The organism is Paraburkholderia solitsugae, from assembly GCF_013177695.1.
GTDB lineage: Bacteria > Pseudomonadota > Gammaproteobacteria > Burkholderiales > Burkholderiaceae > Paraburkholderia > Paraburkholderia solitsugae.
This window is the reverse complement of sequence record NZ_WOEY01000062.1, coordinates 1-12,892: the sequence shown is the minus strand read 5'-3', so window position 1 is coordinate 12,892 and position 12,892 is coordinate 1. Positions and strand designations below refer to the sequence as shown.

At 62.1% G+C, this 12,892-nt stretch carries 11 protein-coding genes; all 11 read right to left on the bottom strand.

The window, feature by feature from the left end; genetic code table 11:
* Positions 1-416, bottom strand: a 416-nt coding sequence (locus GNZ12_RS15290; protein WP_216673222.1) for an enoyl-CoA hydratase-related protein, incomplete at its 3' end; no start/stop codon positions are given.
* A gap of 118 nt (positions 417-534) precedes the next feature.
* Entirely contained in the window at positions 535-1,734 is a 1,200-nt protein-coding gene (locus tag GNZ12_RS15285) for an acetyl-CoA C-acyltransferase (RefSeq protein WP_172311132.1), read from the bottom strand.
* Positions 1,735-1,760: 26 nt separating this feature from the next.
* Positions 1,761-4,196, bottom strand: coding sequence for a 3-hydroxyacyl-CoA dehydrogenase/enoyl-CoA hydratase family protein (locus GNZ12_RS15280; protein WP_172311130.1), 2,436 nt, complete (start codon positions 4,194-4,196; stop codon positions 1,761-1,763).
* Between the two features lie 124 nt (positions 4,197-4,320).
* Entirely contained in the window at positions 4,321-6,108 is a 1,788-nt protein-coding gene (locus GNZ12_RS15275) for an acyl-CoA dehydrogenase C-terminal domain-containing protein (protein ID WP_172311128.1), read from the bottom strand.
* A gap of 100 nt (positions 6,109-6,208) precedes the next feature.
* The gene (locus tag GNZ12_RS15270; RefSeq protein ID WP_120297657.1) at positions 6,209-6,808 is read right to left on the bottom strand and encodes a TetR/AcrR family transcriptional regulator; all 600 of its coding nucleotides are present in this window, start codon (positions 6,806-6,808) and stop codon (positions 6,209-6,211) included.
* Positions 6,809-7,035: 227 nt separating this feature from the next.
* The gene (gene clsB, locus GNZ12_RS15265; RefSeq protein WP_172311126.1) at positions 7,036-8,295 is read right to left on the bottom strand and encodes a cardiolipin synthase ClsB; all 1,260 of its coding nucleotides are present in this window, start codon (positions 8,293-8,295) and stop codon (positions 7,036-7,038) included.
* Positions 8,292-8,792 carry a dihydroneopterin triphosphate diphosphatase gene (gene nudB, locus GNZ12_RS15260; RefSeq protein WP_172311136.1) on the bottom strand — a complete coding sequence of 167 codons (501 nt, stop codon included), beginning with the start codon at positions 8,790-8,792 and terminating at the stop codon, positions 8,292-8,294. Before nudB ends, clsB begins: the two co-directional genes overlap by 4 nt.
* A 186-nt stretch (positions 8,793-8,978) precedes the next feature.
* Positions 8,979-10,778 carry an aspartate--tRNA ligase gene (gene aspS / locus GNZ12_RS15255; protein WP_074285449.1) on the bottom strand — a complete coding sequence of 600 codons (1,800 nt, stop codon included), beginning with the start codon at positions 10,776-10,778 and terminating at the stop codon, positions 8,979-8,981.
* Positions 10,779-10,842: 64 nt separating this feature from the next.
* Positions 10,843-11,499, bottom strand: a complete 657-nt coding sequence (locus tag GNZ12_RS15250; RefSeq protein WP_172311124.1) for a DUF502 domain-containing protein — start codon at positions 11,497-11,499, stop codon at positions 10,843-10,845.
* Between the two features lie 75 nt (positions 11,500-11,574).
* Positions 11,575-11,979 (bottom strand): FmdB family zinc ribbon protein, encoded by a 405-nt coding sequence (locus GNZ12_RS15245; RefSeq protein ID WP_172311122.1) that lies wholly within the window; start codon positions 11,977-11,979, stop codon positions 11,575-11,577.
* Between the two features lie 178 nt (positions 11,980-12,157).
* Positions 12,158-12,781, bottom strand: a complete 624-nt coding sequence (locus tag GNZ12_RS15240) for a methyltransferase domain-containing protein (protein ID WP_172311120.1) — start codon at positions 12,779-12,781, stop codon at positions 12,158-12,160.
* Between the last annotated feature and the right edge of the window lie 111 nt (positions 12,782-12,892).

The window sequence follows — 12,892 nt, the reverse complement described above, 5'->3', positions numbered from 1 at the left end:
CTCGACGCCGCTTCCGGACACAGCCCGAGTTGCGTGAACGGCAGCGAAAAGCTCGCCGTATTGGCTGCGTAGACCAGATCGCAGTGCAGCAGGAGCGTCGTGCCGATGCCGACTGCCGGCCCCGCCACCGACGCCACCACCGGCTTTTCCGCCGAACTGATCGCACGCAGGAACTGGAATACCGGTGCGTCTTCGCCGCCTGGCGGCCTCTTCATGAAGTCGTCGAGATCGTTGCCGGCGCTGAAAATGCCGGCGCTGCCGCGAATCAGAATCGCCCGGATCGATGTGTCGCCCTGCGCTTCGACCAATGCGTCGGCCATCGTCTGGTACATCGCGGCCGTGATCGCGTTTTTCCTGTCGGGCCGGTTGAAGGCAATCGTCAGCACGCCGTCGGCGCGCTCGACCAGAATATCCATTGTCATCTCCTCGTACTCCTGGTTGCTGCTGAATGAAAAAACGGTTCGCAAGCCAGACGGCCTGCGAACCGTTTACGCGGTCCCTAGGGGATCACCGACGGAACCTGAGCGAACATGATTACAGGCGTTCGATGATGCCCGCCGCGCCCATGCCGGTGCCGACGCACATCGTCACCATGCCGTACTTGAAGTTGCGGCGGCGCAGGCCATGCACGACCGTCGACGCACGAATCGCGCCTGTCGCACCCAGCGGGTGGCCCAGAGCGATCGCGCCGCCAAGCGGGTTGATCTTCGACGGATCGAGACCGAGGTCCTGAATCACCGCCAGCGATTGCGCGGCGAACGCTTCGTTCAGCTCGATCCAGTCCATATCGTCGATCTTCAGGCCGGCGGCCTTCAGCGCGGCCGGAATCGCTTCCTTCGGACCGATGCCCATGATTTCCGGCGGCACGCCGCGCACGGCGAAGCTGACGAAACGGGCGAGCGGCGTGAGGTTGAATTCCTTCAGCATCTTTTCCGACACGACGATCAGTGCACCCGCGCCGTCCGACGTTTGCGAGCTGTTGCCCGCCGTCACCGAACCCTTGTTCGCGAACACCGCACGCAGTTTTGCCAGACCTTCCAGCGACGTTTCCGCACGCGGGCCTTCGTCGAGCGCGACTTCACGCGTCTTGATACGCACTTCGCCGGTAGCGAGGTCGGGGAAACGCTCGGTAATCGTGTACGCGGCGATTTCATCGTTGAACTCGCCGGCTTGCTGCGCGGCGATAGCGCGGCGGTGCGATTCGACTGAGAACGCGTCTTGCGCTTCGCGGCTGATCTTCCAGCGCTCGGCGACCTTCTCCGCGGTCAGGCCCATACCATAGGCGATGCCGATATCTTCGTTGCGATCGAAGATATGGGGCGACATCGACGGCTTGTTGCCCATCATCGGCACCATGCTCATCGATTCGCAGCCGCCCGCGATCATCGCGTCCGATTCGCCGACGCGAATCCGGTCAGCCGCCATGGCCAGTGCTGTCAGGCCCGAAGCGCAGAAGCGGTTCACCGTGACGCCGCCCACCGAGTTCGGCAGGCCGGCCAGCAGTGCACCCATGCGCGCAACATTCAGCCCTTGCTCCGCTTCCGGAATCGCGCAGCCGATGATCGCGTCTTCGATCACCTTCGTATCGAGGCCGGGCACTTGCGCCACGGCCGACTTGATCGCGTGCACCAGCAGTTCGTCCGGGCGCGTGTTCTTGAACATCCCGCGCGGCGCCTTGCCGATCGGCGTGCGGCTCGCGGCGACGATGTATGCGTCTTGCAATTGCTTTGCCATTTGAAACTCCTATATCCGCTCGTCGCTTAGTTGCGCACCGGCTTGCCGGTTTGCAGCATGCCCATGATCCGTTCCTGCGTCTTTTGCGTGCCGAGCAGATCGACGAACGCTTGACGCTCGAGTTTGAGCAGCCATTCTTCGTCGACGAGGCTGCCGGCTTCCACGTCACCGCCGCACACTGCTTCCGCGATGCGGCTGGCGATCAGGAAATCGTGCTCGCTGATGAAACGGCCGTCGCGCATGTTGACGAGCGACGCCTTGATGGTCGCAATCGCCGAGCGGCCCGCCACCGGCACTTGCGTGACACGCAGCGGCGGACGATAGCCCGAGGCGGACAGCGCGCGCGCTTCCTTCTTCGCGATGTCGAGCAGTTCGAACACGTTGAAGACAATCGTGTCGGACGGCTTCAGATAGCCCATGGCGCGGGCGTCGAGCGCCGAGGCCGAGACCTTCGCCATGGCCGCGTTTTCGAACGACTTCTGCACGAACTTGAGCAGGTCATTGGTCGCGCCGGCTGCGGTTGCGGCTTCCGCCGCGCGCAGTGCCGCTTCCTTCAGACCGCCACCCGCGGGCACGAGACCCACGCCGACTTCCACCAGACCGATATAGCTTTCGATGTGCGCGACACGCTTCGCGCTATGCAGCGCCAGCTCGCAGCCGCCGCCGAGCGCGATGCCCGACACCGCCGAGATGACCGGCACGCTCGCGTACTTCACGCGCAGCATGCCTTGCTGGAATTTCTTCACGAACGGCTCGATGCCCTTCGCGCCCCCCATCATGAACGCAGGCATGGCTTCTTCGAGGTTTGCACCTGCGGAGAACGGGCCGCCCGGCGTGCCGAGTTTCAGCGACGTCGGCTGCCACACGACCAGACCCTTGTAGTCCTTCTCGGCCAGTTCGATAGCCTGCGTCAGACCGTCGATCACCGACGGTCCGATCGTGTTCATCTTGCTCTTGAACGACACGATCAGAACGTCGTTCTCGCCTGCACGGTCGTCGACCCATGCGCGCACGGCGTCGGTTTCGAACAGCGTCTTGCCGTAGGTCTTCGGATCAGCCGAAGTTTCGCCGACCAGCGGTGCACGGAACACCTGCTTGTCGTAGACCGACAGCGACGAGCGCGGCACAAACGTCTTCGAAGCCGGCGACCACGAACCTTCGTTCGTATGCACGCCACCCTTTTCAGCAACCGGCCCCTCCAGCACCCACGACGGCAGCGGCACGTTCGACAGCGCCTTGCCTGCCGCGATGTCTTCCTGCACCCATTCGGCGACCTGCTTCCAGCCGGCCGTCTGCCAGCCTTCGAACGGACCTTCGTTCCAGCCGAAGCCCCAGCGGATGGCCAGATCGACGTCACGCGCGTTGTCAGCGATCGATTCCAGATGCACGCCGATGTAGTGATACACGTCGCGGAAAATCGACCACAGGAATTGCGCTTGCGGATGCTCCGATTCGCGCAGGAGCTTCAGACGCTCTGCCGCCGGACGCTTCAGAATGCGGCCGACCAGTTCGTCCGCTTTCGCGCCGCCGTCGACATACTCGCCCGTCTTCGGGTCGAGCACCTTGATGGCCTTGCCTTCCTTCTTGTAGAAGCCACCACCGGTCTTCTGACCGAGTGCGCCCTTCTTCACGAGTTCGGCCAGCACAGGCGGCGTTTCGTAGACCGGGAAGAACGGATCGTCCTTCAGCGTGTCCTGCATCGTCTTGATGACGTGCGCCATCGTGTCGAGGCCGACCACGTCAGCCGTGCGGAACGTTGCTGATTTCGCGCGGCCCAGACGTGAGCCGGTCAGGTCGTCCACTTCGTCGAAACGCAGGCCGAACTTGGAGGCTTCCGTAATCACGGCGAGGATCGAGAAAATACCGACGCGGTTGGCGATGAAGTTCGGCGTGTCTTTCGCCCGCACCACACCCTTGCCGACCACGCTTGTCAGGAACGATTCGAGCTGGTCGAGGATTTCAGGACGCGTCGTTGCGGTCGGAATCAGTTCGACCAGGTGCATGTAGCGCGGCGGATTGAAGAAGTGCACGCCGCAGAAGCGCGCCTTCAGCTCATCCGAGAAACCGTTCGACAGTTCGGTGATCGACAGACCCGACGTATTGGTCGCGAAGATCGCATTCGGCGCGATGTGCGACGACACCTTCTTGTACAGGTCGTGCTTCCAGTCCATCCGTTCGGCGATCGCTTCGATCACGAGGTCGCACTCGGCGAGCTTCTCGATGTCGTCGTCGTAATTCGCGGGCTGGATGTATTGCGCGTCGTCCTTCACGCCGAACGGCGCAGGCGACAGCTTCTTCAGATTCTCGATCGCCTTCAGGGCAATCGCGTTCTTCGGGCCTTCTTTGGCAGGCAGGTCGAACAGCAGCACGGGCACCTTGGCGTTGATCAGGTGCGCTGCGATCTGCGCGCCCATCACGCCGGCGCCGAGCACGGCTACCTTGCGAATGATCAGATTGCTCACGTCGTTCCTCCGGGGAGTTATGCGGTGTCGCGAATGTGTCTCTTACGTTTCGCGATGTGTGGCTTGTGGCGGTGGAAGGCGCCACGCCGCTTGAGGGCGTGGCGCTTGCCGTGAAGTGTGTGCCTTAGAACAGCGACTCTTCGACGTCCATCATCGACTTCGAACCGGCGCGTGCCTGACGGATCGTCATGGCCGTTTCCGGCAGCAGCTTCGCGAAGTAGAAGCGTGCGGTAGCGAGCTTCGCCTTGTAGAACGGATCGCCCGATGCTTCGTTGTCCAGCGCGATACGTGCCATGCGCGCCCAGAAGTACGAGAACACCAGGTGGCCGACGGTGCGCAGATACGGCACGGCGGCGGCGCCGACTTCGTCCGGATTCTGCATGGCCTTCATGCCGATTTCCATCGTCAGCTTCTGCACCTTGTCGCCGATGTCGGCGAGCGGGTTGATGAACTCCTGCATTTCCGGCTTCACGCCTTCGGCTTCGACGAAATCCGACACCAGCTTGCCGAACTTTTTCATCTTGGCGCCCATATCGCCGAGAATCTTGCGGCCCAGCAGGTCGAGCGCCTGAATCGCGTTGGTGCCTTCGTAGATCATGTTGATACGCGCGTCGCGCACGTATTGCTCCATGCCCCACTCGGTGATGAAGCCGTGGCCGCCGTAGATCTGCATGGCGTGGTTGGTGCTCTCGAACGCGTTGTCCGAGAGGAATGCCTTCAGGATCGGCGTGAGCAGCGCGACCAGATCCGCCGCTTCCTTACGTACCGATTCGTCGGCGTGCGACAGTTCCTTGTCGATGTGCAGCGCGGACCAGTACGAGAACGCGCGCGCGCCTTCAGCGTAGGCCTTCTGCGTGAGCAGCATGCGGCGCACGTCCGGGTGGACAATGATCGGGTCAGCGGCTTTTTCCGGTGCTTTCGGGCCGGTCAGCGAACGCATTTGCAAACGCTCTTTCGCGTACACCAGCGAGTTCTGGTAACCGATTTCGGTCAGGCCCAGGCTCTGCATGCCGACGCCCAGACGCGCGGCGTTCATCATCACGAACATCGCGTTCAAGCCCTTGTTCGGCTCACCGACCAGCCAGCCCTTCGCGTTGTCCAGATTGATCACCGCGGTCGCGTTGCCGTGAATGCCCATCTTGTGTTCGATGGAGCCGCACTTCACGCCGTTGCGCTCGCCCGGTTCGCCCGCTTCGTTCGGCACGAACTTCGGTACGATGAAGAGCGAAATACCCTTGGTGCCCTTCGGCGCATCCGGCAGACGCGCAAGCACCAGGTGAACGATGTTCTCCGCGAGATCGTGTTCGCCGCTGGAGATGAAGATCTTCGTGCCGCTGATCGCGTACGAGCCGTCGCTATTCGGTTCGGCCTTGGTACGCAGGATGCCGAGGTCGGTGCCGCAATGCGGCTCGGTCAGACACATCGTGCCGGTCCAGACGCCAGCAACCAGTTTCGGCAGGTAGCGTTGCTGCAGTTCCGGCGTACCGTGCGCGTGCAGACATTCGTACGCGCCATGCGACAGACCCGGGTACATCGTCCACGCCTGGTTCGCAGAGTTCAGCATTTCATACAGCGCGTTGTTGACGAACGCGGGCAGGCCCTGGCCGCCGTATTCCGGATCGCAGCCGAGTGCCGGCCAACCGGCTTCCACATATTGCTTATAGGCTTCCTTGAAGCCCTTCGGCGTGGTTACGACGCCGTCGCCGACGTACGTGCAGCCTTCCTGGTCGCCGCTGTGATTGAGCGGAAACAGCACTTCGGAGCAGAACTTGCCGGCCTCTTCGAGCACGGCGTTGATCGTGTCCGCATCGAGATCTGCGTGCTTCGGCATCTGCTTGATCTCGGCTTCGACGTTAAGCAGCTCGTGCAACACGAATTGCATGTCGCGCAGCGGCGCGGCGTACTGTCCCATGACTCTCTCTCCCAAGTTTGACAAGGAGCCAGGCCGTTAGCTGAGTCCGTGGATCGGATCTTTCAGCGCCGCTGAATCTGCTTGAAGTTCGGCGGTTCTGCTAACGGCTTTCGCTCTGATACGAAACAATCAATTTTTCCAGCGCGGCCCACGTAAGACGCACTGCATCCGGCAAGTGCAGGAAGCGCGCGTCGTGATGCAGGCCAAGCGTGAAGCTGTACAGTTCGAACAACATCAGCTGCGGATCGGTATCGGCGCGCAGATGCCCTTCTTCCATCGCCTGCGAAATGGCACGAGTGAGCGCCGCACGCCAGATCGTCACGCTGGACACCAGTTGCTCGCGCACCGGGTTGTCCCCGCGGTCGTCATACTCGACCGCGCCGCTGATATAGATGCACCCAGTGGTCACTTCCTGAATGCGTTTCTCAATCCAGCGGGAGAGCATGGCGCGCAAGCGCGGCAATCCACGCGGCTCACGCAAACTCGGGAAAAACACCTCGTCTTCGAAACGACGGTGATATTCGCGCACGACTTCGACCTGCAAATCCTCGCGCGACCCGAAATGCGCGAACACACCGCTTTTGCTCATCTGCATGCGCTCGGCCAGCAACCCAATCGTCAGACCTTCCAGTCCGTCGCGGCTTGCCAGATCAAGTGCTGCTTCGAGAATCGCGACTCGTGTTTGTTCGCCTTTTCGCATAGCTTTTTTACCGTTCTAATGTGACCGAAAGAAAATCGAACGGCCGTACTATTATTGAGTGCTGCCGTCCGCGAAACAAGGACTTTATTAGAAACCGGTTTCTAACCCGGTTTCAATTCTGCGGCATCCGTCAATCAGAGGAAGGAGATTTTTTAGAGGCGTTTGCCTTCTTTTTGTCCCTTTCATTGACGCTGCGCCCTTGCGGTTATGTGCGAGGTGCCGATGAGCTAGTCATAGCCACCCACCGTTAATAGCTTCATCACGGCCCGATAGGTCGTGTAGGCAAGCCAGTTGAGCAAGCGCTCGCCCGCCGGACGGGCATCATAGCGCGCCTCGTCGATCCGGCGCGATTCCTTGAACGCGGCGAGGATCGCTTCGCGCAGCGCGCCGATCGACGGGTCGTTCACCAGCACCACGTTGGCTTCGTTGTTGAGCATCAGGCTCAAAGCGTCGAGGTTCGACGAGCCGACGGTCCCCCAGTTCGAATCCACCACCGCGACCTTGCCGTGCAGCATGGTTTTCTCGTACTCGGCGATCTGCACGCCGGCTTTGAGCAGCGCACGATACAGGAACGGCACGGCGTAATCGAGCGCCTTGAACTCCTTGCGCCCGATAATGAGCTTCACATCGACGCCGCGCCGCGCCGCGAATACCAGCGCGCGCCGCAGCTTACGGCCCGGCATGAAATACGGATTGGCAAGCAGCACTTCGCTGCGCGCCTGGCCGATCGCGGTCAGATACGCCTTTTCGATAGCGCGGCGATTGATCAGGTTGTCACGTGCGACGAAGGCCACGCAAGGCTGGCCGCCAGCCCTGAGCGCCTCGTTACGGTTGCGGCGCCGGCGGCGTAAGGTGCCGAGCGACGCCATGGCCTTCGGCCCGAAATCGGGCTCAAGCGACTCCAGAGGCCGATGCCCGAGCTGAATGCGCTGCCATTGCACCTCGAACGCCTGGCGGATATCGGCGACCACCGGTCCGTGCAGTTCCACTGCGAAATCCCAACGCCGGTAAGGCAGCTTCTCACCATTGTTCTCGTAGTCGTCGACGATGTTGATGCCGCCGCAATAGCCGAACTGATCATCCACCACCGCGATCTTGCGGTGCGTACGCGAAAAGCCGAAGCGGCCGAACAGATGCGGGTTGTAGATACGATGGTCGATACCGGTGAGCGGCCATTCGTTGAACATCGGCAGGCGCTCGGTGCCGATGCCGTCCGTGATCACGCGCACCTTCACGCCGCGCGCGGCAGCACGCAACAGCGCGGCGTTGAGGGGCTGGCCGGCGTTGTCGTCACAGAAGATATAGGTTTCCAGGGCAACGTCGCTCTGCGCCGCGTCGATGCGTTCGATCAGCGCGGCGAAGAACTCTTCGCCGGAACGCAGCAGCTTGACGTCATTGCCGCTGGTAAAGCGGTAGCGTTGCCAGTAGCGGCGGCCGAGCAGCGATTGCCGGAGTCGCGCGAAACGGCGCGCGCCGCCGACGCTCACCGGGCACGCTCCTTGGGCTGGCCCTTCAGGCGCCCAGCGAGCCGCTTCGGCAATTGCAGGATCGCGTCGGCATTCGACGACGAAAAGCAGCGCGAGGCCGCCTCTTCATACGGCAGCCACAGAAACGCCGTGTGCTCGCGCGGTGCGAGCGTCACCTCGAGCTGCTCGGGTACCTCCAGGCTGAACCAATGCTCGGTGTTGTGGATCACGCCCTCGGCATAGCGATGCCGGAACTGGGGGTAAATCTCATATTCGATCGAGTACTGCCAGTCGAACAGCGCGCTGTGCGGCACAAGCGTACTGCCGACCGCGATACCGGTTTCCTCGGCCACTTCGCGCGCCGCCGTCTCAATGAAGGGTTCGTCGAGCTGGTCTTTCGAACCGGTCACCGATTGCCAGAAATCTGCGTGGTCGGCACGCCGGATCAACAGCACGTCGAGCGCGGGCGTATGGATGATGACGAGTACGGATTGCGGGATCTTCGGCGGTTTCGGCATGGCGTAAAAACTGGGCGCAACGCTTGCGCGGTACATGTCGGCGATCTGTCCGGTGAGCGGTCGAGACCGGTTGCTTGGACTGTAACGCAAAAAACGAAAAAGGCGCATCACGCGCCTTTTTCGTTTGCTTGTTCGTTAGCTCTTTGCCGCCGGTTCCCCGACAGCCTGCCTTCGACGTGCTTGTGCTTAGACCTTCGGTTCCGGCTGACGCAGACGGATGTGCAACTCGCGCAGCTGGCGCTCGTCCACTTCGCTCGGCGCCTGCGTGAGCAGACACTGCGCGCGTTGCGTCTTCGGGAATGCGATCACGTCGCGAATCGAATCGGCACCGGCCATCATCGTGATGATGCGGTCCAGACCGAATGCGATACCGCCGTGCGGCGGCGCGCCGTATTGCAGCGCGTCGAGCAGGAAGCCGAACTTGGCTTGCGCTTCTTCCGCACCGATCTTCAGCGCGCGGAACACCTTGCTCTGCACTTCTTCACGGTGGATACGCACCGAACCGCCGCCAATTTCCCAGCCGTTCAGCACCATGTCGTAGGCCTTCGCGAGGCAGCGCGCCGGATCCGTTTCCAGATACTCGAGATGCTCGTCCTTCGGGCTCGTGAACGGATGATGCGCGGCGACGTAGCGGTTGTCTTCCTCGTCGTACTCGAACATCGGGAAGTCGACCACCCACAGCGGCTTCCAGCCGGATTCGACCAGACCGTTGGCCTTGCCGAATTCCGAATGACCGATCTTCAGACGCAGTGCGCCCAGGCTGTCGTTCACCACCTTCGCGCGATCTGCCGCGAAGAAAATGATGTCGCCGTCTTGCGCGCCGGTGCGCTCGATGATCGCCTTGACGGCTTCGTCGTGCAGGTTCTTGACGATCGGGCTTTGCAGACCGTCACGGCCCTTCGCCACTTCGTTGACCTTGATCCATGCCAGGCCCTTCGCGCCGTAGATGCGCACGAATTCCGTGTAGCTGTCGATATCGCCACGCGAGAGCTCGCCGCCCTTCGGCACGCGGATCGCCGCGACGCGGCCGTCTTTCGTGTTGGCCGGCGTGCTGAACACCTTGAAGTCGACGTCCTTGACGGCGTCCGTCAGATCGGTGAATTCGAGCTTCACGCGCAGGTCCGGCTTGTCCGAACCGAAACGGCGCATGGCTTCCGAGTACTCCATGACCGGGAATTTCTCGGCCAGTTCGACGCCGATCGTTTCCTTGAACACGTGACGGATCATCGCTTCGAACAGATCGCGGATTTCCTGTTCCGACAGGAACGAGGTTTCGCAGTCGATCTGTGTGAATTCCGGCTGACGGTCAGCGCGCAGGTCTTCGTCGCGGAAGCACTTGACGATCTGGTAGTAGCGATCGAAGTTCGCCACCATCAGCAGTTGCTTGAACAACTGCGGCGATTGCGGCAGCGCGAAGAACTGGCCCGGGTTGGTACGCGACGGCACGAGGTAATCGCGCGCGCCTTCCGGCGTGCTCTTAGTGAGCATCGGCGTTTCGATGTCGATGAAGCCCAGCGCGTCCAGATACTTGCGCACTTCGATCGCGACGCGGTAACGCAAACGCAGGTTGTGCTGCATCTGCGGACGGCGCAGATCGAGCACGCGGTGCGTAAGACGCGTGGTTTCCGACAGGTTGTCGTCGTCGAGCTGGAACGGCGGCGTGATCGACGGGTTCAGCACGATCAACTCGTGGCACAGCACTTCGATCTTGCCGCTCTTCAGCGAGGCGTTCGTCGTGCCTTCCGGGCGGGCGCGAACCACGCCCTTGATCTGCAGGCAGAACTCGTTCCGGACGCCTTCGGCCGTCTTGAACATCTCCGCGCGATCCGGATCGCAGACGACCTGAACGAGGCCTTCGCGGTCGCGCAGGTCGATGAAGATGACGCCGCCATGGTCGCGGCGGCGGCTTACCCAGCCGCACAGCGAGACAGTTTGGCCCAGCAGTTCTTCGGTCACCAGACCGCAGTATTCAGATCTCATCGACATGATGTTTGTCTTTCGTTTTGCATTAGTTGAACGGCGCGCAGCAATCAAACCCTGCGCACCGGCATTACAGCGGAGGCTCGACTGTCGTGCGGCGCACCACCGGCGCCGGCGGCGCGGACGGCGCCACGACGCCCATCGAGACGATGTACTTGAGCGCAGCGTCGACCGTCATGTCGAGTTCGATCACTTCGCTCTTGGGCACCATCAGGAAGAAGCCGGACGTTGGGTTCGGCGTAGTCGGCACATACACGCTGACGTGATCTTCTTTCAGGTGGTTGACCACGTCGCCGCCCGGAATGCCGGTCAGAAACGCAATCGTATAGGAACCGCGGCGCGGGTACTCGATCAGGAGCGCCTTGCGAAACGCATTGCCGCTGCTCGACAACAAGGTGTCCGACACCTGTTTCACGCTGGTGTAGAGCGGGCCGACCACCGGAATGTGAGCGACCACGACTTCCCACCACTTCACGAGCTTCTGGCCGATGAAGTTTTGCGTCAACAGCCCGACAACAAAGATGAACGCCAGTGTCAGGACCGCGCCGAGGCCCGGCAAACGGAAGCCGAGCGCGCGCTCCGGCTGCCATGAGGTCGGCAGCAGCAACAGCGTCTGGTCCATCGTGCCGATGATCAGACCGAGCACCCACAGTGTGATAGCCAGAGGCACCAGCACCAGCAGGCCAGTCAGGAACACCGATTTGAGCGTCGTTTTTTTCGTCGTCATGTGTACCGCCAGAAAGCCGCGCGAGCCGATACCCTACGCGCGGCGTGTGCGCCGCCCCTAAGGGCGGCAGTCCCACTAGGCGCTGCCGGATCCGCTCGAACTCGCCGATGCGGCCGGTGCGGCAGCGGGCGCGGCAGGCGTTGCGGCTGCGCCCGTTGAACCGGAGGCAGCCGTGCCGTTGGCCGAAGCCGTGTCGGATTTCGCTGCGCCGTCATTCCCGGCTGCAGCGCTTTCGCCCGAATTCGCATTCGGGCCGCCATTCGCGTCGGGCTTGGCGGGCGCGCTCGCGCCGGCATTACCGCCGCGGAAATCGGTCACATACCAGCCGGAGCCCTTTAACTGGAAACCGGCTGCAGTCACCTGCTTGCGAAAGGTGTCTTTCCCGCACTCGGGACATTGCGTCAACTGCGGGTCGCTCATCTTCTGAAGCACGTCCTTCCCGAAGCCGCACGACTCGCAACGATAAGCGTAGATCGGCATGAACTTTTCCCTACTGAAATCTTGTAAACGCTTGCAAAGCCTTGAATTATAGCCGCAAACGACACCCCTCCCCCGGATTTTGGGGACGAGCGCCAGGCGCAGCCGCCGTCCACCTAAATGGGGGCGGCCGTTATTGAATCAAGTGCGGCTCAAGCCGCTGTCACGCGCGACAGCCGCATCAGGCACGGCGGCGCCAGGTCATCCAGCGCTCGCGGCCGGCAAAGACGGCAATCGAATCGTGCACGGCTTCATCTTCGATCAGATCGAAGTACGGTGTAAGCAACGCATCGAGTTCGGTGCGCTCGATGCCGAACGGCGGCCCTTTCGGCGTCGCACCGATGAAAAAGAAACCCGCCAGCAACGCACCGCCGGGCAACAGCTCGGCCATCCGCCGCGCGTAGTCTGCGCGGCGCGGCAACGGCAATGCACACAGGAACGCGCGCTCGTAGATCCATGTGGGCGCGAACGGCGGCGCGTAAGCGAAGAAGTCAGCCTGCTCGACCAGTTGGTCATGCTGCGTGCCCAACTGTTCGCGTGCCGCGGCGACGGCGGCGGGCGAAAAATCGATCGCCCGGACCGGATTGCCTTGCTGCGCCAGCCATAGCGCTTCGTAAGCACTGCCGCAACCCGGAATCAATACCGCAGCGTCGCGATGCCGCTCGGCGAATGACTGGAACGCCGCCGACACGCCCGCCTGATCCCACGGCGTGAAATGGTGCTCGAAGCGCTCGTCCCAGAACTCGGGCGAATTGGGATCGCGGGTCGCGAAGTCGGGGGCGGAAGGCTCGTTCGGGTCGCTCATGGCATGCCTCGTCTGGATCTTGGATCAACCGCCGTAGGCGAACGCCAGAAACGCCCGCGCCAGCACCGCGCCGACACCGACCGCCACGCCGAACAGCAGCAAGCCTTGTAA